This is a genomic window from Eudoraea sp. (assembly GCF_049669105.1).
GTDB lineage: Bacteria > Bacteroidota > Bacteroidia > Flavobacteriales > Flavobacteriaceae > Eudoraea.
The window spans coordinates 1-23617 of the sequence record NZ_JBATKE010000161.1; the positions used below are offsets into that span (position 1 = coordinate 1).

The 23617-nt window shown below is 38.3% G+C and carries 19 protein-coding genes and 1 pseudogene; 19 read left to right on the forward strand and 1 reads right to left on the reverse strand.

Annotated elements, in window-relative coordinates; translation table 11 throughout:
* From WBM60_RS12985 to WBM60_RS13035, 11 genes and pseudogenes are all read left to right on the forward strand, one after another.
* Window positions 1–106: pseudogene (locus tag WBM60_RS12985) on the forward strand (EamA family transporter); the annotation flags it as partial.
* Window positions 107–188: 82 nt separating this feature from the next.
* Window positions 189–662: a hypothetical protein gene (locus tag WBM60_RS12990; RefSeq protein WP_424259461.1), complete on the forward strand. Its 474-nt coding sequence runs from the start codon at window positions 189–191 to the stop codon at window positions 660–662.
* Between the two features lie 220 nt (window positions 663–882).
* Window positions 883–1335: a hypothetical protein gene (locus WBM60_RS12995; RefSeq protein WP_424259460.1), complete on the forward strand. Its 453-nt coding sequence runs from the start codon at window positions 883–885 to the stop codon at window positions 1333–1335.
* 5 nt (window positions 1336–1340) lie between these two features.
* Complete coding sequence (locus WBM60_RS13000; protein WP_424276893.1) at window positions 1341–3176, forward strand: adenylate/guanylate cyclase domain-containing protein; 1836 nt, start codon at window positions 1341–1343, stop codon at window positions 3174–3176.
* A 190-nt stretch (window positions 3177–3366) separates the two neighbouring features.
* Window positions 3367–4233: a helix-turn-helix domain-containing protein gene (locus tag WBM60_RS13005; protein WP_424259458.1), complete on the forward strand. Its 867-nt coding sequence runs from the start codon at window positions 3367–3369 to the stop codon at window positions 4231–4233.
* A 90-nt stretch (window positions 4234–4323) separates the two neighbouring features.
* Window positions 4324–4842 (forward strand): DUF1772 domain-containing protein, encoded by a 519-nt coding sequence (locus tag WBM60_RS13010; RefSeq protein ID WP_424276892.1) that lies wholly within the window; start codon window positions 4324–4326, stop codon window positions 4840–4842.
* 25 nt (window positions 4843–4867) lie between these two features.
* Window positions 4868–5713, forward strand: coding sequence for an NAD(P)H-binding protein (locus WBM60_RS13015; protein ID WP_424259456.1), 846 nt, complete (start codon window positions 4868–4870; stop codon window positions 5711–5713).
* Between the two features lie 57 nt (window positions 5714–5770).
* A complete protein-coding gene (locus WBM60_RS13020) occupies window positions 5771–6151 on the forward strand; it encodes a DUF5367 family protein (RefSeq protein WP_424283174.1) in 381 nt (126 codons plus the stop codon).
* A 103-nt stretch (window positions 6152–6254) separates the two neighbouring features.
* Window positions 6255–7901, forward strand: a complete 1647-nt coding sequence (locus WBM60_RS13025) for a tetratricopeptide repeat protein (RefSeq protein WP_424259454.1) — start codon at window positions 6255–6257, stop codon at window positions 7899–7901.
* Between the two features lie 219 nt (window positions 7902–8120).
* A complete protein-coding gene (locus tag WBM60_RS13030) occupies window positions 8121–9188 on the forward strand; it encodes an SMP-30/gluconolactonase/LRE family protein (RefSeq protein WP_424259453.1) in 1068 nt (355 codons plus the stop codon).
* A 233-nt stretch (window positions 9189–9421) separates the two neighbouring features.
* On the forward strand, window positions 9422–9613 hold the full coding sequence (locus WBM60_RS13035; RefSeq protein WP_299162448.1) for a cold-shock protein: 192 nt from the start codon (window positions 9422–9424) through the stop codon (window positions 9611–9613).
* A 130-nt stretch (window positions 9614–9743) separates the two neighbouring features.
* On the opposite strand, the gene WBM60_RS13040 is transcribed toward WBM60_RS13035, so the two are convergent.
* Window positions 9744–11939, reverse strand: coding sequence for an amino acid permease (locus WBM60_RS13040; RefSeq protein WP_424276891.1), 2196 nt, complete (start codon window positions 11937–11939; stop codon window positions 9744–9746).
* A gap of 233 nt (window positions 11940–12172) precedes the next feature.
* On the opposite strand from WBM60_RS13040, the gene WBM60_RS13045 reads away from it, so the two are divergent.
* From WBM60_RS13045 to WBM60_RS13080, 8 genes are all read left to right on the forward strand, one after another.
* Entirely contained in the window at window positions 12173–14536 is a 2364-nt protein-coding gene (locus tag WBM60_RS13045; RefSeq protein ID WP_424264050.1) for a TonB-dependent receptor, read from the forward strand.
* A gap of 220 nt (window positions 14537–14756) precedes the next feature.
* Entirely contained in the window at window positions 14757–15209 is a 453-nt protein-coding gene (locus WBM60_RS13050) for a c-type cytochrome (protein ID WP_424278815.1), read from the forward strand.
* A gap of 149 nt (window positions 15210–15358) precedes the next feature.
* The gene (locus WBM60_RS13055) at window positions 15359–16714 is read left to right on the forward strand and encodes a DEAD/DEAH box helicase (RefSeq protein WP_424276889.1); all 1356 of its coding nucleotides are present in this window, start codon (window positions 15359–15361) and stop codon (window positions 16712–16714) included.
* An 87-nt stretch (window positions 16715–16801) separates the two neighbouring features.
* A complete protein-coding gene (locus WBM60_RS13060) occupies window positions 16802–18355 on the forward strand; it encodes an NAD(P)/FAD-dependent oxidoreductase (protein WP_424264044.1) in 1554 nt (517 codons plus the stop codon).
* Window positions 18356–18430: 75 nt separating this feature from the next.
* Entirely contained in the window at window positions 18431–19699 is a 1269-nt protein-coding gene (locus WBM60_RS13065) for a DEAD/DEAH box helicase (protein WP_424276887.1), read from the forward strand.
* Window positions 19700–20176: 477 nt separating this feature from the next.
* The gene (locus tag WBM60_RS13070) at window positions 20177–20686 is read left to right on the forward strand and encodes a Dps family protein (RefSeq protein WP_299162468.1); all 510 of its coding nucleotides are present in this window, start codon (window positions 20177–20179) and stop codon (window positions 20684–20686) included.
* A gap of 267 nt (window positions 20687–20953) precedes the next feature.
* Complete coding sequence (locus WBM60_RS13075; protein ID WP_424259080.1) at window positions 20954–22009, forward strand: NAD(P)-dependent alcohol dehydrogenase; 1056 nt, start codon at window positions 20954–20956, stop codon at window positions 22007–22009.
* 270 nt (window positions 22010–22279) lie between these two features.
* Window positions 22280–23617: a DEAD/DEAH box helicase gene (locus WBM60_RS13080; RefSeq protein WP_424259081.1), complete on the forward strand. Its 1338-nt coding sequence runs from the start codon at window positions 22280–22282 to the stop codon at window positions 23615–23617.

The window sequence follows — 23617 nt, forward strand, 5'->3', positions numbered from 1 at the left end:
ACCCATCACCCTGCAATCCATAATTGCCGCTATTGTGCTGCTTTCCGGCGTGTATTTTATTAATACCAAAAAGAAGATAATACTTTATTCCAGGTTTAAAAAATAGCTTATAAAGTGGATTTAATTCTTAGGAATACCCAAAAACAAATACTAAATTGTCTTCCATTTTTTTAAAGAAACCCAACAGCATGTCTGAACAACACGATGAAATAAGCTCTGCTGATATAATGTATATTCTCGAAAATCCATGGGAGAAATTGCAGTGGGAGTGGGAACTTGATAACGAAAGTGAACGGCAGGAAACCTTGCAGTTTATCAAGGAACGTCTTAAATTAACCCAACAGGACGGGTATTCCAAAATATGGAAAACGCCGGACGATGAACCATTGGCCATAGTTGGTGGGTACAAAGTTGGGGATAAGAAATATGCGACCTTCTTTATATCAAGTAAACATATGGAAACATATGGAATGCAGATAAGTTTTAACATGCGCAAGATAGCCAAAGAATTAGCTTTGCAATTTAAGGGGTGTAGCATTAGCCAGTACGCCGAAGCGGACGATACGGATCGAATATCATGGTATCGGTTTCTGGGGTACAAACACAAACCGGAAGGCGATATAGGAAATAAACTATATTTCGAATATGCATCGCCAGACTAATAGGTCTGGCAGCTAATACTAACCATTAGAACTAAGTTACCGATATAGTACTATTTGACCCTTACGAAAGAACAAAACAGTTGCCTGTTAAACGTCCTAAAAAAATTTCCTGGTAAAAGAATAGCTACTTTTCCATTGTAAATATTAAGTCCAAGTTAAATTTGTTAATAGAAAAATAGTATCTTAGAATTTTAATTACTAACCTAAACTAACCAAAATTATGAGCGGAGGAAATAAACCAGTAACTATTACTTTGGAAGTACGTGCCAAAGATCTTTACACTGCAATCCCTCAACCTTTATCAACAAATCAAACTGAACTTGATACATACTGTGGTCTAAGTGATAATAATCTTACTGCACCAGGAAAGATCCCACCGGGTGGAACACTAAATGATTACTGTTCTGATGTTTATAGTACGAATAAGGTAATCTGGAAGGGTAAGAATAGTGGTTCAGATGGCTACAGAGTATTGATTGATAGTATCTCGAACAATCCAAGTTTTTTTGCCAGTGACCCTCCTGGCCAATCAGGTATAGTTACTGCTACTTTAAAAGATGGTATAGACGGGGTGGTGGACACCTACACTATTAATTTTTCTATTGACCCTCCTGGCAATGGAGCAGCGCAATCTTATTCTCTTGATCCAAAATTAAGAGGTAATCCTAAATAATTATATTGAAATCTTTCAATTTTTTAATTAAAGCCTACTTAACCGTAGGCTTTGTTTGCTTTCAGGTTTTGGGTAATTTTGCCCAGGATCAACGAATTTCGGATAGTCTGAAAAAAATATATTTGGAAGATGAACTTTTGGGCCTCGAAAAATTAGAATTACTCCAAAAGCTCTCTTTTAATGAGATTACAGATCTCCCATTGTCCCTTAATTATGCCAGTGAATTGATTGACCTCTCTAATATAGAGAAGAATTATGAATATCTATCAAAAGGATACATTCTAAAGGGAAATATAAATAGAATTCTTGGAAACTTAGACATTGCCTTGGAGGACTATTTTAAGAGTTTGAAAGCTGCTACTAAAGCTCAATACTATTATAGTGAGGGAGTTGCGTATATGTCAATTGCAGACGTTTATTCTGAAATGGGGAACTCCAATAACGCCGAAATCTATTACAAAAAAGCCATTCTCCTATTAAGAAAAACAGATGACACCATTTCTTTAGCTACTGCTTTGATAAATGCTGGTGATGAAGCTTTTAATATTAAAAAGTACGATTTGGCATTGCAATATTTTGAAGAGTCGGGTCTCCTTTTCAAAAAGTCCGATTATTTAATCGGGTCGGCTTACAACAAGGGAAATATGGGAATGGTTTATGCCGAGCAAGGTAACAACAACCTTGCAGAAGAGAATATCAATGAAGCTATAAAAATACTGGAGGAATTGGAAGATTATTCCCCTATAGCAGAGTACCTCACCTATATGTCTGATATTTATAAAAAAAAAGGGGATTTTCCCACTGCCTTGGGTTATACCAATAGAAGCTTGGAACTTGCCAAAAAGTATGGCTTAAAAAAGCAGATCAGTGAATCTAATCTTCAGCTTTCCGAGCTATACGAACAAGCCGGAGACCTAACAGCATCTTATAAACATTATAAGGAGCATATTCTATACAGGGACAGTGTAAGAAACATTGAAACCGTTCAGCAAATGGCGGATCAACGCACCAATTTTGAAGTCTCTCAAAAGCAGACAGAGGTAGACCTGGCAGAGCAAAGAGAAAAAAACCAGCGCAATATGACCATTGGTACAGCCATAGCGCTATTATTAATAGGCATCATGGCCATAGGCTTGTACCGGCGTAATAACTTTATCAGAAAAACAAAACAAATCATTGAGGAAGAAAGAGATCGCTCAGATCGTTTATTGCTAAATATACTCCCCGAGGAAACCGCAGAGGAATTAAAGAATTATGGTACGGTAAAAGCTAAAAAATACGAAGCTACAACGGTGCTATTTACAGATTTTAAGGGCTTTACCAGCTATTCGGAAAAGTTGTCACCCGAGGCTTTGGTTAAAACAGTGGGTTTTTATTTTTCAAAGTTCGATGCTATTATGGAGAAGTATGGTTTGGAAAAAATAAAAACCATAGGCGATGCCTATATGTGCGCCGGCGGATTAAATGATAATGAGAAAGATCATGCTTACAGAATGGTTTTGGCTGCCCTGGAAATTGTTGCATTTGTAGAGGAGACAAAAAATGATGTAACCGCAAGTGAATTGACCTTTGATATTAGAATTGGCATCAATACCGGGCCCGTGGTTGCCGGGGTAGTAGGAACCACAAAATTTGCCTATGATATCTGGGGTGATGCTGTAAATGTGGCGTCGCGTATGGAGTCTATGTCGGAACCCGGCCGCATTAATATCTCAGAAAACACCTATGCCCTGATAAAAGAGGCCGCAGATTGTGAATACCGCGGAGAAATAGAGGTGAAGAACAGGGGCAAACTGAAGATGTATTTTGTAAAAGGGCTAAAAAGCAGTGTTCCAATTTAAGTCATTAAACTTTCTTAATACTTAATTATTACCAGGAGTCATCAACCGAGACTATTGCACTTTAAATTCCCACATTTTGGAGGCCTCTGTAACTTCCGCTATACTTTTTATTTTTGAACCTGCAGGACGGGGAGGTAAAAGAAATTGAATCTTCTTAGTAATTGCCTAATTAAGTATCTTAGTATTTAATATGACAAGAGATTTCCTGAATATAAACGACTTCTTAGTTCTTCTGGAATATGCAGATTCTAATGAAGAGACCGTTGATACCTGTGGTTTTGATGAAGATGTTATTGCCTTTGCATTCTATGGATCTGGTAACGTTGATTTAAATGTAAGATACGGTACCCATCAAAAAAGCTACAACAATACCATGGGGCTGGCCATGTCCTTCTTTGCGAATAAGAATGTAGATTTTATCCACACCATTTCAAAATCCAAAAAGTTACATTGTGTGGTTATCCTGTATAGCCTGAAGAATTTGAATAAATTACCGGAAGACGAACGCGAAATTTATGCAGAAACCTTAAATGAACTTATTAACCCCACCAGTGATTACGTAGAGGGCCCTACTTTTTTTATGGACCATAACATGCAAAATGCGGTCGATAAAATTTTTACCAATACCTATGAAGGTGCTGCCAGATCACTTTTTCTCAAAAGTCAGGTTACAGAATTATTAGCTCATTTCTTTGCGAAAGTTTCCACTTTGGAAAAGGATACTAACACCTCTATAAAAGAAACAGAGCGCGAAAAATTATATCAGGCCCGGGAAATACTCTCCAAAAATATGGAGACCCCTCCATCTATATCAGAACTGTCAAGACTTATTGGGCTCAATGATTTTAAGCTCAAAAAGAATTTTAAAGAGCTGTTTGGTTTTCCTGTTTACAAATACCTTCAGAATGAACGTTTAATAAAAGCCCATGATCTTTTGAGCTCGCAGGATGTCAGCATACAAGAAGCAGCCTGGTCTGTTGGTTATGAAAGCCTGAGTTCTTTTTCCAATGCGTTTATCAAAAAATATGGCTTTCGGCCCAGTGAGGTAAAGTCATAATCCTTTTGGAACAAATTTCAATCCTTTTCAGACAAATAAGTCATTCGGTTTAGCTACAAATTTGCATTGTAATCTTAAAACAATGTAATAATGACAACGCTAAATTTTGACACTCAAACCATAGTAGTAGTACTGGCTACACTTTTAACCGGACTTACAGCAGGTCTTTGTTTTACATGGAACAATGCGGTTACTCCTGGGGTTGGACAACTGGTTGATATGGGATATTTGCGGTCTTTTCAGGAGATGAACAGGAGCATTATTAACCCCACGTTTATACTCGTATTCTTTGGTCCGGTCTTCTTACACATTGCAAATATCTTTTTATTCAGGACCTCGTCAAGTGCTATTATATGGATGGTTGTTGCATCTGCTGCCCTGTATATTATTGGGGTAGGTTTGGTCACCTTTTTCGGAAATGTACCCCTTAATGAGTTATTGGATAAAACAGATTTAATGCAGGCCAGCACAGAAGAAATAAAGCTGCTTAGAGACAAGTTTGAAAGTAAATGGAATAGCTATCATCTGATTAGAACACTTTGTGCAACACTTTCATTTTTATTATTGATTCTAGTCTGTCTCAGCAGAAACAACACTATAAACACGTAATCTATAAATCTTAAAAATAAATATCATGACAAAAAAACAAAACATTTTAGTATTAGGCGGCAAAGGCAAAACAGGAAGTCGCGTAGCAGGCAGCTTACTAAAAAAAGGGCAATCTGTCAGAATCGGATCCCGTAGTGAAGAACCCTCTTTTGATTGGGAGGACCAAACTACCTGGGCAGGCGCCCTGGAAGGAATGGATAAGGTATATATTACTTTTCAACCAGATTTGGCGGTCCCCAGAGCAAGCGAAGCCATTGAAGGGTTTACCAGGCAGGCAGTGAAGTCCGGAGTACAAAAAGTAGTGCTATTATCGGGAAAAGGGGAGAAAGAGGCAGAAAAATGCGAGCGAATTGTCATGAATTCCGGGCTGGACTGGACCGTTGTAAGGGCGAGCTGGTTTAATCAGAATTTTAGTGAAAGTTTTTTCCTGGATCCTATTCTTGCCGGCCATGTTGCCTTACCTAAAAATGATACCCTGGTCCCTTATGTAGATGCCAATGACATAGCAGATGTCGTGGTTGCAGCTTTGCTGAATGATAAGCATAATAACGAAATCTACGAGTTAACCGGTCCACGTACGCTTACTTTTTCAGATGTGGTCCGTGAAATATCTGCGGCAACAGGAAGGGAAATTCAATTCACACCAATTAGCATGGAAGAATACAATGTAATAATGCAGGAATTTAATTTGCCTGATGGCTACCTATGGTTAATCAATTATTTGTTTGAAGAAGTTTTGGTTGAAAGTAATTCTGTGATCACCAATGATATAGAAAAAGTATTGGGAAGAAAACCTACAGATTTTACGGAATACGCAAACGCTGCTGTAAAAACGGGGGTATGGAACCCGGTAGGGGTAGGCCACTATTAGAAACAAGGCTAACTTTTTCATTTTATTATCGATAACAAACCTAATAACAAAGGAATAATGGAAATCAAAAAAGCATTAATAGCTGCGGCAATAGTTTGGACCTTAGGCGTTACGGCCTACATTTTATCTGATTTTGTAAAAATCGTGGATAATCCGGACCTCCAGGCAAATGTGGTCCTCACTTTAGCTTTAATACCGAGTGCAATTCTTGGAACTAAGTTTTATTATAAAAACGGAGCACATACAAATGGGTTTAAATTAGGGGTCTTTATGTTTTTGATTGCCATTTGTTTAGATGCAATAATAACAGTACCTGTATTTATTATACCAGCCGGGGGAGATCATCATTCTTTTTTTAGTGACCCGGGGTTTTGGTTTATTGGACTGGAATACATTTTGGTGGTAGGTATCTATGCTGCATTCAGGTTAAAATCCTAGATCAAAAAGTCGGATTGTAGTTTTTTTGTAACATATTTTAATAAATGGTGTCCAATAAAGAGCATACCTTGCTCTTTGGGGCTAACTCCTAACTAATTCTACTATGAAAAATTTACTTTTTTTAGCTGCCTTGCTGCTATTTTGGCAAGTGCCTGCTCAGCAAATGTTCACCAATTCACAATGGCAGGAAGATTTGCGTTTTTTACAACATACTGTTCACAAAGATTATCCTTTTCTTTTTAAAAAAACCACTGCAAAAGCTTTTGATGAAGCTATTGAGGAATTTTATAAGGCTATACCTGAAATGCAGGATCATGAGGTACTCGTAGGTTTTGGCAGGATCATAGCGATGTTCAAATACGGGCATACCAGGGTAAGTTTTTCGGAAAGTCCCGTTCCATACCAGCAGTTGCCCCTGAATATATACCAATATAAGGATGGGACATATATTAATGGGGCACATAAGGACTATGAAGCCTTAGTGGGGGCCAAAATACTTGAAGTAGAGGACAAGCCCATAAACCAGGTCTTAGAGGCCATCTATCCTGTAGTGCCCGCTGAGAATGAGCAATTCTTTAAGGCCTATGGTGGTTTTTATTTGGTGGTGCCTGAGGTTTTGCATGCACAGCGCGTCACGGAAACCTTAAAAAATAAAATCGCTTTTACACTCGAAAAGAACGGGAAGACTTTTACAACTGAAGTGGCTGCCGGCAAGCCACAGCATGATCACCTTGAATATGGTGAGATCAGACCTGGTACAGATTGGGCAGGGGCAAGAGACCAGACAAACAACCCGCTCTACCTTAAAAACCTGGAGAAAATCTATTATTTTGAATACCTGCCCAATGAAAAGGCTGTTTATGTGCGGCATAGCCAGATACAGGATGACCCCAGCGAGAATATCCCGGCATTTTATAAACGCCTGTTTGAATTTATAGACAACAATGAGGTAGAGAAATTAGTTTTGGACGTACGTTTAAATGGCGGTGGCAACAACTATAAGAACAAGCCAATAGTTACAGGGATTATAGAGCACCAAAAGATCAATCAAACTGGGAAATTCTTCGTCATAATAGGTCGGCGTACTTTTTCCGCCTGCCAGAATTTGGTCAACGAACTGGACAATTATACGAATGCCATCTTTGTAGGTGAACCCACCGCAGAAAACATCAATTTCTATGGCGACAATCGCCGTGTAGAATTACCTAATTCAAAGCTACCCGTTTATCTTTCTTTTGCGTGGTGGCAGGATAAGCCCCAATGGGAAAATGCAGATTATACGGTACCCCATTTGGCTGTAGAACCCACCTTTACAGAATATAGTGCCAATGAAGATCCGGTTTTGGAGACTGCTTTGAGTTTTTCTGCTGATAATTTTATCATAGATCCCATGGGTTATCTCACGCAGCTCTTTATGGATGGAAAGTATGAATTTTTGGCTACAGAAGCCCAACGCATGGTGCAGGACCCTGCTTATAAGTTTTTTAATTTTGAGGCAGAATTTAATAAGGCAGGTTATCAAATGCTGGGCTCCGGCCAGTTTGAAGGGGCCTTGTATGTCTTTGAAATGAATACCAAGCTTTTCCCGGAATCTGCTAATGCATGGGACAGCCTGGCTGAGGGGTATTGGAAATCCGGCGACCTGGTGAAGGCTAAAGAATATTATAATAAGGCCATACAACTAGACCCAGACGGTCCTACAGGGGATAATGCGAGGCGAATGTTAAGTGAAATGGAGGGTGGTAATTAGGCCAATGTAGTAATACCTGAATTTATGTAAAAATAGTTTTACGGGACAATCTACAAGATGCCGGCACGCTAGTTCTAAAATACTGCCCAACCAAGGGGACCTTTTAAAACAATCCTTTGATGAATTCTATTACATCAGGGTGGTGTTACTATACATTCAAAAAATACCCGAACACTATTCCAATTTCTTATATCTTTATCAATAGCAAACAGGTCAATTATGAAACTATCCATTTACGCTTTAGTCATTTTCGCTTTTGCTTTTATGAGTTGTAATACTCCTAAGACAAAGGATGAGAGCAGCCATACACAAAAATCCATAAAACCCTTGCCGTATTTCACTTTTCAAAAGGAGAATTTATTTCCGGGTGATGGAAGTTTACTTCGCGCTGAGGACGGTGTTTATTTGGAAGATGGACGTATTGTTGTGGTGGATCAGGCGAAAGGTCTCCGATTAATAGAAAAGGATGGTTCCAATCGGCCATTTGGTGATTTCGCAGCCGCGGGTTTTGTTCATCTGCCGCCGGAACAAGTGGCAGCACCCAATGGGGTTGTATTGGAACACGATGGAAAACATATCTTAATGTCTGATGTGGCAGACGGAAAGATTTATCGGGTAAATGTGGAATCAGAAGAAGTGGAAATGATCTATGATCATCCATTTGGGGTTAATACGATCTACAGAGATAAAACGGGAGCCCTATGGTTCTCTCAATCTACAAAGAGCACTAATGTGGAAGAAATGTTTCGTGATGTAAATTTACCTGTACCCCATGGAGCTGTTTTCAGAATGGCCGACTTAAAAAGTGTACCTGTTAAGATTGCCGACAGTCTTTATTTTGCAAATGGTATCACCATGGATAAGGATGAAAAGCACCTTTTTGTTTCAGAAACCATGATGGACAGAGTACACCTATTTGAAGTAGACATAACAAGTGGTTTGGCCAAATATTCTGGAGTGGCTGCGAATGTAGGATCTCCGGATAATATATTAATAGATCATAAAGGTCGGTTAATCATTGCTTCTCCGCTCTATAATCAAGTGATTGCTGTAGATTTTGAGAATCATTCTCAGCATGTTATTTTTGATGGTTCCTCAAAGGATAATTTAAAAAATACAAACGAATGGAATAGAAGAAGTCATTTGGGAATGGAGAGACTTGAATTACTTTCACCAGATCTGTTTCATCCCCTGCCAGGATTACTCACGGGCATGTTCTTTTCTGATGATGGCCACACGCTTTACATTACAAACCTGGGTAATGATCTTTTGAAATATGACTTTTAATTAAAAAGTGCCTGGCACCACTTAAAATGCATTCCCTGATGCCATACGGGAAGGAAAACACAATTCAGACAAACAGATATAAAAACGCCTTATTGAGGGCAGTAAGGCATGTATTATGGTGAGAATAAATGATTAATGATTATAAATTAATTAACTAATCTTTTGGATTTTAAATTATTGGCACCATCTTTGCCTAATAATAAGTATTAAAAATACATTTAAATTAAATTACAATGAGTAAAGGAACAGTAAAATTCTTCAATGATGCCAAAGGTTTTGGATTTATCACTGAAGAAGGTTCAAACAAAGAACATTTCGTACATTTTTCTGGATTAATTGATGAAATTCGTGAAGGCGATGAAGTTGAATTTGATCTTACAGAAGGAAAAAAAGGATTAAATGCAGTAAACGTAAAAGTTATTTAACATATACGCTTAAACTTTGTCACAAAAGCCCATCACGAGTGATGGGCTTTTTTATTATCCAAAACCTCGGTACATCCCTTCTAAAAAATTTATTCTATAATTAGATAATGGCTTGTAGCAATACCCGGTTTTATGTAATTTCAGAATTCGCCTCGATCAGAGTTAAGTCTAGTTCATTAAAATTATTAGCAGCTTTTACCAATAAGGTAGAGCCTATGGTTTCAAACAATTGATTCGTTTTTATTACAAATTCGGCCTGTTTTTCAATTTTGTAATTGGGTATACCCACCAGGGTCAGATCAGTTGACGCAGATTGTTCTTCAATAATGTTATAAAATGGTTTTTGCTCTACGGCATTGTTAATAATTCTAATTTCAACATTAACTCTTAAATCTTCAACAAGTTTGGAAATTTTCGAATGTATAAGTGCACTATCAACATTGTTGTTATTCACGAACAATACCCGAATATTGGTATTGTTCCATTTAGGGGCGGCGATTATAAATCGTGCAATATTCAGCATCATTTCGGCATTCTTGCTGTCTGTTTCCCGCCACCAAAGATCTACGGTGCTATAATTGCCGAATTTGTTCTTCCTGTCAAAATCCAAATACAATAAGTTATAATCCAAATACAACAAGGTCTCAGTCATTTTGGCATATTCCCCTGAATTTTCCAAACCTTTGGGCCATCCCATCATTATGGTATTTGGTTCTACACCGGAAAAACCAAAAACTGTAGCAATATTAGTTATACCGCTATAGATGTTCTCCACTTTAACCTGCCTTCCAAAAATGCCAAGTTCCGCAAAGGATTCATTCCGCACGACTTGCTCTGTTTTCTTTAAGGGTGTGTCATCTTTGGGATCAAGGATCAGTTTAAAATTAGTAACTATGCCCGTACGGCCAGAGACGGTTTTACATAACTCCAATAAATAGGATTGATGGTCGCTTTTGCCACTGAAGAGAATAATATTTGGATTCCAATTGGAATTTTCATCTACTTCTGCGTCTATTTTTTTTAACCCTTTGTTTACAACGTTTTCCCAAACACTTCTCCATACGTCATTTGATTGTAGCTTTACTTCCTTTCGTTGCAGGCCAAAATACAGACCACCGATTACCGCCAATGCCGCAAACATGGCAATCATATCTAACTTGAACATGACCCCAAAACACGCGGCAAAACCAAGCAGACCGATCCAGCGTTTAATTTTAAAACTGGGCTGAAAATCAGGATTCGCCCAACTTTCCAGGAAATAAGATATATTGATAAAACCGTAAGCAGTGAGATAAAACATGGAGACCACTCGCGCAATAACGTCCAATTCACCTATGAGAATGCCAGCCTCTGCGATAATAAACACCATCAATAATGCGTTCACCGGCTCATTGTTCGCTCCCTTTCCTTTACCAAATATTTTAGGAGTTACCTTATCGATAGACATGGCCTGTAAAATCCTTGGACCTCCAAGAATTCCTCCTAAGGCCGAAGACAAGGTCGCGCCCCAAATACCGGCAACAACGGCAGGTGCAAAAATGGCGACCTTCATGAGAATGTTATAATCTGTTTTCAATACATCCGAATTAATAGTATAGGCCATAAAAACAGCAAGGGCAATATAAACCACAAGTCCTCCGCCAATAGCCGATAAGGTACCTACAGGGATCGATCTGTTAGGTTCTTTTAAATCTCCACTCATAGCAATACCAGCCGTAAAACCGGTAACCGCCGGAAAAAATATGGCAAAGACTACCTCAAGGGGTACGGCGCCCTCGGTTGAAAATAGGGGCACAGATTCGGGTACAAACTCAGATGATCCGGAAAAGATCGCAATCAATGAAACGGCAATCGCCGCCAGAATAAAATATTGTGCTTTTAGGGCCAGAGACGTACTTATTAATGCAAGCAGCGTTAACACTATCAATGCAATAGTTCCAGTTAATCTGAAATCATTGACCGACATGCCAAATCCGAAATACGCATTAAAACTTTCTGAAAAACCTATTAAATAGAGGGCAATAGATAAAGCGGTTCCCACGGACAAGGCTATACCTATAGAGCCTCCTATAGGAATTCCCATGCTCCGGGATAATACATAATAAATGCCGCCGGCACCAATCTTTTTGTCAGTTGCCACTGAAGATACACTCAAGCCCGTAGTCACAGCTATTACATGGGCTATTACGATTATAAGAATGGCACCTAACAAGCCTGCATTCCCAACTACCCAGCCCAGGCGCATGTACATGATAACCCCCAAAATAGTGAGTATGGAAGGGGTAAAGACTCCTGCAAAAGTTCCAAACTTCTTCTTTTCTGCCATGTGTAAAGGTTTGTGGCTAATGAATGTCCTCAAAAAACCGGTAATATAGCTAATATTTTTGAGCGATAAAGTTTAATTCCCTCAATACTAAGATCTTCACTAAAAAATAGCTGTCTATGGTTTGTTAACGACCAATTCCTTTTGTGACCTGACGGTTTTAACACATTTTTATAAGGTAGAGTAATTTTTTAATAGTTATTTTGTTTAGTCATTTTTAATTTATTTTAAACAATATGTGGTTTAAATTGGGAAGGTTAATACTATTTACCATCTTCGGACTCGTTTCAGAGGGCCTTTATTCACAGGTTACCGCCACAGTTTATGGTAAAGTGTTAAATGAAGTGGAGGAACCCCTGTTCGGTGCTTCAGTTTTTTTGGAGGGAACCCAATTGGGAGCACAAACCGATTTTGATGGGGCATATGAAATTAAAGGGATTCCCCCGGGATCATATAATCTTATTGTCACTTATTTGGGGTACAAATCGCAAACAAAGTACAATATAATTGTACGTTCAAAAGGAACACCAGCCTATAATTTTGTTCTTGAAGTAGAAACCGAAAAACTCGAGGAAGTAGTGGTGTCTAATGGCAATACGATTAGCAGGCCCAAAGAAACCCCTTTGTCAACACAGACACTTTCTGCCGTAGAAATAGCCACCTATCCTGGAAGTAATAATGATGTAGTACAAGTAGCGCAGACCTTACCCGGCGTGTCTCCTTCTATTGGAGGGTTTCGAAATGATCTCATAATAAGGGGTGGCGCGCCTAATGAATCTGTATATTATTTAGACGGAATGGAGATTCCAAATATTAACCATTTTAGTACTCAGGGGAGTGCGGGAGGTCCGGTAGGCCTCATTAATGTCTCCTTTATTGATAATGTTACATTATCTTCTTCTGCTTTTAATGCCCGCTATGACAATCCTCTATCTGGCGTGCTGCAATTTGAACAACGCAATGGTAATAACAGAAATTTTGCCGGTAACTTTCGAGTCAGTGCCAGTGAGGCGGCTTTGACCTTGGAAGGTCCCTTATTTAAAAAAGGGGAAACTACTTCCAAAACTACATTTTTGGCATCGGTACGCAGGAGTTATTTAAAATTTTTATTTGAAACTATTGGCCTGCCATTTCGACCCGATTATTGGGATTATCAATTTAAGGTAGATCATCAATTAGATGCTTATAACAATCTTAGTCTTTTAGGTGTAGGGTCAATAGACGATTTTTCGGCCGCCCCTCCGGAAGAGTTTGATCCGGAATCCGAAGCTCAATTAGAACAAGCTCCTTTTATTAAACAGCGCACAAATACGATAGGAATAAGTTGGCGCAAGCGCTTTAAAAAAGGTAATGGTTTTATGATGACCACGCTAAGTAATAATACGTTGATAAATGACTTTACAAGATACAATGATCCTATCACAGAAACTGGTGTAATCTTCAATAACGATGCAACCGAATCTGAAACCAAGCTGCGGTATGAATACACACAATTCTTTTCGGGATGGAAATTAAGCTCTGGCTTTAACGTACAGTATGCGGATTACAAAAACAATACCTTGGATTTAACCAATAGCGCTGTCTTTAATACAGCAATAGATTTTATGAAATATGGGCTTTTTGCCAATTTAACGCGATCCTTTTTTAATAATACCCTGGATATTTCTTTCGGGTTCCGCATGGATGATGATGAATTTACACAAAATGAAAGCCTGTTGAGCACCTTTTCACCGCGTTTATCTGCCTCTTATGAATTTACCACAGACTGGCGATTAAATGGTTCTATAGGCCGCTATTATAAAATTCCTCCATATACCATCCTGGGCTTCAGAAATAATGCCAACGAATTAGTGAATCAAAACGTAGATTATACCAGAACCGATCATTTTGTATTGGGAATACAGCACTACTTTTCGCCTTCCTCCAGTATTTCATTGGAAGGTTTTTATAAGGTCTATGATGACTATCCCGTTTCTGTGCGTGACAGTGTTTCTTTGGCAAATAAAGGTGGCGGTTTTGAAGTATTGGGAAGCGAACCAATTGAGACCGTTGGAAAAGGAAGGAGTTATGGGATGGAACTTCAATTCCAACAAAAGTTATCCAAGAATTTCTATGGGATTTTTGCTTATACCTATTTTTTCAGCGAGTTTACGGGCTTTGATCGGGAAATATACAGACCCTCCGTGTGGGATAGCAGACATTTAGTGTCATTTACAGGAGGTTATAAGTTCCCTAAAAATTGGGAACTAAGCGCTCGTTATCGTTTTGCCGGGGAAACTCCTTATGTGCCTGCAGATTTGGACGCCAGCTTAGAAAATTACCCGGTTATAGTATTGGACTATTCGCGATTGGGGGAAGAAAAACTACCTATATTTAGTCAATTAGATGTACGCATTGATAAAAAATGGAATTTTAAAAAATTTGCCTTTGATCTATTTATCGAAGTACAGAATCTATTGGGTCAAAACATTCCAAGCCCTCCTGAATATGGACTTAATAGAGATACATCCGGGAATATCATTCAACCAGAGAGTCTGGTAGTTATCGAAAACGAAAGTGGCCAAATAATTCCCAGCATAGGTATTGTGATCGATTTTTAAACCTCTTCTTTATGATAGCTGACCTTTTTAGTAAAATCTACTATTTAAGTAAAAAGATCTTTAAAAACATAATAATACAAGTCCAAGGTGGGGTGAGTGGCCGAGAATTCGGCAAAATAAAATTTCTGAAGGATAGCAGTTCGGGAGCAATTACTATCTGAAACAATGCCGTCTTCTATTATTTTAAATGAAACCTAATGTTTGGAATAATGGAATATAAATGGCACTTTTCACTATCTTTAGGAATATCACAAAACCCATGCGTTTGTTTTCATGCTTTATTGGATTTATTATGTTGTTTAGCTGCAATATGGACAAGAAATCAACAAAGGTTCAAAATAGGGTAGTGCCCCAGCGTGCGGAATTAAGCAGAGACTCCCAAATTTTTCTTGGCAACAGGTTGTTTTCAGAAAAAACATGTATTACCTGTCATGATGTAAGCAAGGAAAAAATAGGGCCTTCGGTCAAAGAAATTATGAAGATCTATAAAGAAAAAAATGGAGATATAGTGGCTTTTTTAAAGGGTAATGCCCAACCCATTGTAGACACCACCTCCAGTCAGGTTGCTATCATGCAGGCTAATATTGACGGTTTTTTAAAAGGAATATCTGATGAAGAACTGAAAACCATAGCCACATATATGCTGCATGTTGATCAATTAAACGCAGATTAGTCTCGTTTGAAGAGCTAATTTCGGCGCAGGAAGGAGGAGGGGTGTTACACCGATGAACGAGCTGCATGAATTCCTAATATAAAGTAACCAGCCATGATTAAATGCCCCCGTATCTGTAATACCTTACTTTTGCATAAAATTTAATGAAGATGCAATCGTTTGACGAATTTAATATCTCCAACCAACTGCGTTCGGCAATAACCGATATAGGTTACACAAATCCAACACCAATTCAATCTCAAGCCTATCCGGTAATTTCATCAGGTAAGGACGTCGTAGGTATTGCACAAACAGGAACAGGTAAAACATTTGCCTATATGCTGCCCATTTTGCAATCGCTTACGTTTTCAACAGAAAAGCATCCAAGAGTTTTAATTTTAGTGCCCACGCGAGAATTGGTAGTACAGGTTGTTGAGGAAATTGAAAAATTTAGTAAATACCTAAATAATAGGGTAGTGGGAGTTTATGGCGGTACCAATATAAACACTCAAAAAGCATTGTTAGTGGAAGGTCAGGACATTGTAGTAGGAACCCCTGGCCGCTTATACGACTTGATTTTAAGTCGCGCATTGCAATTAAAATCGATTAAAAAATTAGTAATCGATGAAGTGGATGTCATGTTGGATTTAGGGTTTAGGTTTCAGCTTACCAATATATTCGATTTATTACCAACAAAGCGTCAAAATATTATGTTTTCGGCTACTATGACAGAAGATATAGAAGATTTAATAGCTAAATTTTTTATTTTGTCTGAAAAGATTTCCGTTGCCTTAAGTGGTACGCCTTTGGAAAACATTACACAAAATAGTTATGCAGTTCCTAACTTTTATACCAAAGTAAACTTGCTAATACACCTTCTGAAAAATGCAACCACTTTTAAAAAAGTACTGGTTTTTGTATCCAACAAAAGAAGCGCTGATCGGTTGTTTGAAGAACTACAAGAATCATATAATGAGGAAGTTTGTGTAATTCACTCTAATAAAACGCAAAACTACCGTATGCGGTCTATTAAACAGTTTGATGAAGGTAGAAACAGGATTTTGGTCACAACTGATGTGATGGCACGTGGTCTCGATTTAAACGAAATAAGTCATGTTATAAACTTTGATACCCCAGGTTTTCCGGAAAATTACATGCATCGGATTGGACGTACTGGTCGTGCCGAAAAAAAAGGAGAAACTCTATTGTTCTATTCGGAGAAAGAAATTGACTCTAAAAATGCTATTGAAGCACTTATGAATAAGGAAATTCAACTAATCCCATTTCCTGGAGAAGTAGAAGTATCCACAAGACTAACCCCTGAAGAGCAACCTCAGGTTAGTGAACCAAATAACCCGCATAAACAAAGTAACGAGCATGAGCGTGGAGCAAGTTTTCACGAAAAGGCAGAAAAGAATAAGAAAACAAATGAAAGAGGGTCTTATAAGCGCATAATTAAGGCCAAATACAAAAAACCCAAAACCAGAGGTGATAAGAATTATAATAAAAGTAAAAGAAGGAAATAACTATAACTCAGGATTGGTTTTTAGCTGCAAATTGCTATGGTTATAATTATATCGAAGACTATACTTTAATTCGAGTAATTTTGCCTTATGATCAGAAACATCCAGGTAAGGGTACCATTAGAGGAAGAAGGCCAGGAAGGCATTCTTATGAGCAAGGCTGCCAAAACCCTGGGTATTCCTGAAGTTGATTTTACATTTAAGGTACTCCGGAAATCTATCGACGCACGAAAACAAACTATTTATTTCAATTACAAGCTTGCCGTTTACATCAGGGAAAAAGCTCCTGAGAATTCTACCTACTTCTTTGATTATAAGGATGTTTCAAAAGCCAAACCCATTCATATCATTGGTTTTGGTCCGGCAGGTATGTGGGCCGCATTGCGTTGTTTGGAGCTTGGCTTCAAGCCTATTGTGCTGGAGCGGGGCAAGAATGTTCAAAATCGTCGAAGGGATATAAAGGCCATCAATCAGGACCATATCGTAAATGAGGATAGCAATTACTGTTTTGGGGAAGGTGGTGCAGGCACCTATTCTGATGGAAAATTATATACACGGAGTCTTAAACGAGGTGATGTCAAACGCATTTTTGAAAGTCTGGTGCATCATGGTGCAACAGAACAAATACTTATTGATGCGCACCCCCATATTGGCACGAATAAACTCCCGAAAATAGTTCAGAACATTCGGGAAACTATACTTAAATATGGCGGTGAGGTACATTTCAATACTAAAGTAATAGATTTTATAATAGAACGTAATCAATTAAAAACCATTATTTTACAAAATGGAGATGAAATGCAAGTGTCTCGGGTTATTTTGGCAACAGGCCATTCTGCACGCGATATTTTTTACCTGCTTCAAAAAAAGGACATTGCCCTAAAAGCAAAGTCTTTTGCGATGGGCGTTCGCGTAGAACACCCACAGCAAATTATCGATTCTATTCAATACCATTGCCAAGGAGAGCGCAATGAATTGCTTCCGGCCGCCGCCTATAGTTTGGTGCACCAGGTGAAGAATCGCGGGGTGTATTCGTTCTGTATGTGCCCCGGTGGTTTTATCGTTCCCGCGGCAACATCCCCGGGAGAAGTGGTTGTCAATGGCATGTCACCCTCGAAACGGAATAACCTTTTTGCGAATTCAGGAATTGTTGTTGAAATAAACGTGGAGGAAGATATTCCGAAATACGAAAAGTACGGCGTCTTAAAAGGATTGGAATACCAAAAAGATTTAGAACGTTTAGCCTTTACCGCCGGTGGAAGAACCCAAACAGCTCCTGCTCAAAGGTTAACAGATTTTGTAGAGGGTATATTTTCTAAAGATTTAAACCCAACATCATACCAACCGGGACTCAAATCCGCACCTTTGCATTCACTCCTTCCCAGGTTGATCGGGAGCCGTTTAAGAACCGGGTTTAACGAGTTCGGGAAGAAAATGAAAGGCTATTACACTTCAGAAGCCAATGTCGTGGGAGTAGAATCGCGAACTTCGTCTCCGGTAAACATCCCCAGAAACCAGCAATTAGAGCATCCGGAAATCAAAGGACTGTTCCCTTGCGGCGAAGGTGGAGGGTATGCAGGTGGCATCGTATCGGCGGCCATGGACGGAGAACGTTGTGCAGAGGCTGCTGTTGCCGCATTGTGAAGTATTTCTCGCTCAGAAATCTTAATTCACCGTTCTAAGCCTAAATAAGCGTACCTTTGCGCCTTATTTAACAAAATGACATTTAAAGAACTCGGCTTGGCCGAACCAATACTTAAAGCACTTCAGGCAGAAGGCTACGAAAATCCCACCCCAATTCAAGAACAAGCGATTCCTATACTCCTCAAAGGCAAAGACCTTTTGGGTGTGGCACAAACAGGAACGGGGAAAACCGCAGCATTCGGAGTTCCAATACTTCACCATTTATATAATTCGCAAAACGGACAAAAGGGTAAACGACGGATAAAGGCCCTGATTGTAACTCCAACACGTGAACTGGCCTTGCAAATAGGTGAAAGTTTAAGCGCTTATGGAAAATTTACAGGTTTGCGAAACACCGTCATTTTTGGGGGCGTCAAACAAGGAAAGCAGGTAAATACCTTAAGAAATGGTGTTGATATCCTGGTAGCCACTCCAGGCCGCTTACTAGATTTACTGAACCAGGGTCATATTTCCTTTCGGGACTTAGAATTTGTGGTCCTGGATGAAGCAGACCATATGTTGGATATGGGCTTTATTCATGACATTAAGAAGATCATCGCCAAACTACCTCCAAAACGACAATCACTTTTCTTTTCGGCAACGATGCCTAAAGATATAGTAGCGCTTTCCAGAAAAATGCTGGGCGATTTTGAGCGGGTAACCATTAAACCGGAACAAGCTACCGCCGAGAAAGTGGAACAGGGGGTCTATTTTGTAAGTAAGGGTAACAAGCCAAAACTATTGACCCATCTTTTACAGGGCAGACCTGATGATTCTGTATTAGTGTTTTCCAGGACAAAACACGGTGCCGATAAAATCGTCAAAAAACTAAACCAGGCAGATATAAGGTCAGCGGCTATTCACGGAAATAAATCACAACCCGCCAGGCAAAAAGCCTTAGGGAACTTTAAAGATGGAAATCTAAAAGTATTAGTGGCCACCGATATCGCTGCGAGAGGAATTGATGTGGAGGAACTATCCTTAGTGATCAACTATGACCTGCCCAATGTTTCAGAAACCTATGTGCACCGTATTGGACGAACAGGACGTGCCAGTGCAAGTGGTATCGCATTGTCTTTTTGTGACCTGGAAGAGCGATCTCTGCTGCGGGATATTGAAAAACTCATCAAACAGGAAGTCCCTAGAATGCCTGAACACCAATTTGTGGGTGACCAAAACGAAGCAGGGACCAGGACTGAACAAAGGCCACAGCGAGTACACAATCCGAATCGCAACAGGAATCGAAATTCAAACAGTAACGGATCTCAAAACCGCAACAGGAGCAGAAACCCGAATAGATATTAAATAGGAACTATTAGGCTGCGGTTTATTTTTCATAGGCGTTTCAAAAATGGCTTAAGAAGCTGCTAATAGAATCTGAAGGATGTAGCAATTAAGGGTAATTATTCGTTAAATTTCTATTTTTTGATGTTGTGCTTAAGAATCTTCGATTTAGAAAAGCTACGGGTTAATAGGGCAAAATGAAAAAGGTAATGATTTGCCTTTAGAATGAAGTGACAGATGATTAAAATTCTATTCAAGACCGTTAAAAAGCGTTAAAAACTTGACTTTTTCACTAAAAAGCCTATATTAATAGTATGTTATTTGTAGGCGACACATACCACTTCATTATGTTCTAGGCTTTAATAAGGTCTATATATACTACTTCCCGATTTTGTAAAACTCACAGACATGATAAAGCATTTGATTTATTATAAAAATCTATCATTCAGATTCGTATAATTTTATCTATAAATTATTAATTAAAAAAACTTAAATAAAATGAAATCAATAACAGAAAATAAAACAATAAATAGAAAACCATTTAGAAAATTAGGATTTACTTATCTCGAAACCGCAGAAATTGTAGTTAGCTTAAATCAGTTAATGGCTAATTATTTTGTGCATTACAATAAATTGAGAAATTTTCATTGGAATGTTGACGGACATGATTTTTTTGAATTACATGAAGAATTTGAGAAAGAATATAACACAGTTAAGCAAAACATTGACATCATAGCAGAAAGAATTCGTGTATTTGGATTAAAACCATCGATGAAAATAAAAGAAATTTTAGATCTTTCTGAAATTAAAGAGGTTAGTGCAGATAAAATGTCTCCTACAGCAATGGTAACAGAAGTATTAAAAGATTTTGATGTTTTGCATGATAAGATGTTAGATGTTGTTAATGCTGCTTTAGAAACTGGTGATAATGTCACTGAACAAATAGTCACTGACTTTATGAGAAATCTAGAGAAAAGAAACTGGATGTTTACCTCATGGTGTAAATAATAATTAGTCAAACAATTATATTACATAACTATGAATACAATAAAATTAAAAGCTATGATGACACTGATTAGTGCTATTTAAATTAGTTTTAGCAATTATTGTACAAAAGCCTGGATTTCTCCAGGCTTTTATTATACAAATACACTCTTTTTGCAAAAGGGCAGAGGCGTGGAGGTGAAATTTGTGTGGAATGCTATATTATGTATATTTATAGAAGTTTTTGCGCATTGAAAATGAAATAAATAATTAATCAAATATTAAAATAAAATGAATACTAAAATTGTAAAAGCATACGGTACAGAAGCCGCTGATGCTGCTATTGAACCCATACAAATTAACCGAAGGGAAGTTACTCCAAAGGATGTCGAAATAGAAATTCTATATTGTGGCGTATGCCATTCCGATTTGCATTTTGCACGCAACGATTGGGGATTTAGTGTTTATCCTGTAGTTCCCGGTCATGAAATTGTGGGTAAGGTCATTAAAGTAGGGGAAGGGGTAAGCAATTTTAAAGCCGGCGATGTAGTTGCTGTGGGTTGTTTGGTAGATTCGTGCAGGACATGCGGGAATTGCAAAAAAGATCTGGAGCAATATTGTCCTGAATGGGTGGGTACCTATGGTGGCCATGATAAGCATTTAGACCTGCCGACCTTTGGTGGCTATTCCGAGAGCATTGTGGTTGATGAACATTTTGTTTTAAATATTCCTGAAAACCTGGATCTTGCCGGTATTGCTCCAATACTTTGCGCAGGAATCACCACCTGGTCACCTTTGCGAAAATGGAATGTTGGGAAGGATAGTAAAGTAGCTGTGGTTGGTCTTGGTGGCCTGGGACATATGGCCATAAAACTGGCCGATGCATTAGGTGCACATGTAACCTTGTTTTCAAGATCCCCAAATAAAATGCAGGATGCCTTGGATTTAGGGGCTGATCAGGTGGTTATATCAACGGATGAGGATCAAATGGCGGGCGTTCAGAACAATTTTGATGTTATTATTGATACGGTTCCCTATGCGCATGATATCAATCCGTATATAGGAACCTTGACTACAGACGGCACCTTGGTTCTGGTAGGTTATTTAGGGCCATTAGACCCCATGTTGAATTCAGTTCCTATGATTATGGGCCGTAAAACGGTTGCAGGATCTTTGATTGGTGGAATAGCAGAAACACAGGAACTATTGGATTTCTGCGGTAAACACAATATTACCTCGGAGATCGAGATTATTAAAATACAGGATATTAATCAGGCCTATGAGCGTATGCTAAAAAGTGATGTACATTATCGGTTTGTCATTGACATGGCATCGCTTAAAACCTAAAAATAAATAGAATTTTAAAATGAAAAACCGGTATACATGTGAATATATCGGTTTTTTTATTTGTACTGAAATTAAATTAAGCTAAATACTTGTTATACATGTATTAAACCGTTATAAAATAAACCTAAAATTTAAGATTATAAATATTAATCTCACACAACACTATCACTAAATAACGTTCCTATTTATGCCTTCCAGTAAGAATTCGAGTAATAATCAATTGAGGTGGTACCTTACGAAAGTGTAGTTATCTTTGCCTAAAATTATTTTATGTCCAAAACGTTTTCTGATTTAGGTATTAATAAGGTATTACAACAAAGTTTAGCCGATTTACAAATTTCTGTTCCTACAGATATTCAGATAAAGACCATTCCTGTAGTACTTAATCAAAAAGAAGATCTTGTTGCCCTTGCAAAAACGGGAACAGGCAAAACCGCTGCTTTTGGATTACCTTTGCTGCAGTTAATCGATATTGAAGACACTACTATACAGGTCGTCATATTAGCTCCTACAAGAGAATTAGGACAACAAATTCATGCCAATTTACTTTCTTTTGCTTCGCATAGCCCAGACATTTCTATTGCAGCAGTATGCGGAGGCATTCCTATAAAGCCTCAAATAGAACGTTTAAAAACAACTACGCAAATTGTTGTGGCAACTCCAGGGCGTTTGGTAGATTTATTAAATCGCGGTGCCATTGATATCAAAAACCTAAAATATTTAGTGTTAGATGAAGCCGATGAAATGGTGAGCGCTTTAAAAGAAGACCTGGATAGTATTGTCAAAGAAATTCCAAAATCAAGAAGAACGTTATTGTTTACGGCCACTATGCCGGGTGCCATAAAACAATTGGTTCAAAATTACATGTCTAAACATGTTGTACAGGTAGAAGCAGACATGTCTACTATAGGCCATCAGGGGATCGATCATTACTATATGGTAGTTGAACCTATAGAAAAACTAGAGGTATTGCTTTATTTTTTAAATAGTAAAGAAGGAGAAAGAGGGATTATTTTTTGTAAAACCAAAGCGGCGGTTAATAAACTGGCAAAAAACTTAGCCATTAATAAATTCTCATCCGGAGCCATTCATGGTAGTTTATCTCAAGGCATTCGTGACCGTATTATGGGGCAATTCAGAGCAGGATCTATAGCTATTTTGGTTGCTACCGATTTAGCAGCCCGAGGCCTTGATGTTAAAGAAATATCGTATGTTGTTAATTATCATCTGCCGGATACTTATGATACTTATGTCCACAGAAGCGGACGTACAGCAAGAGCAGGAGCAAAGGGGCTTTCATTAACTATATTACAAAAAGAAGAAGTTAAAGATATTGCTGATTTTGAACAAGAATTGGGTATTGTTTTTAATGAATTTAAAAAAGCAGACGCCCAGAGCATAGAAGAAAACAATGGCTTATTATGGGCGAAGAAAATATTCAAAACCAAACCAAATCGTGCTATTTCAGAAGAATTCAGAAATAAGGTGATGACGGTATTTCATCATTTAACAAAGGAAGAGTTGATAGATAAAATACTGGCAAATTATTTGGCGCAAACAAACACGGGTAATCCAAAAACCGGGGATTCTAAAAACAGTAATACGTAG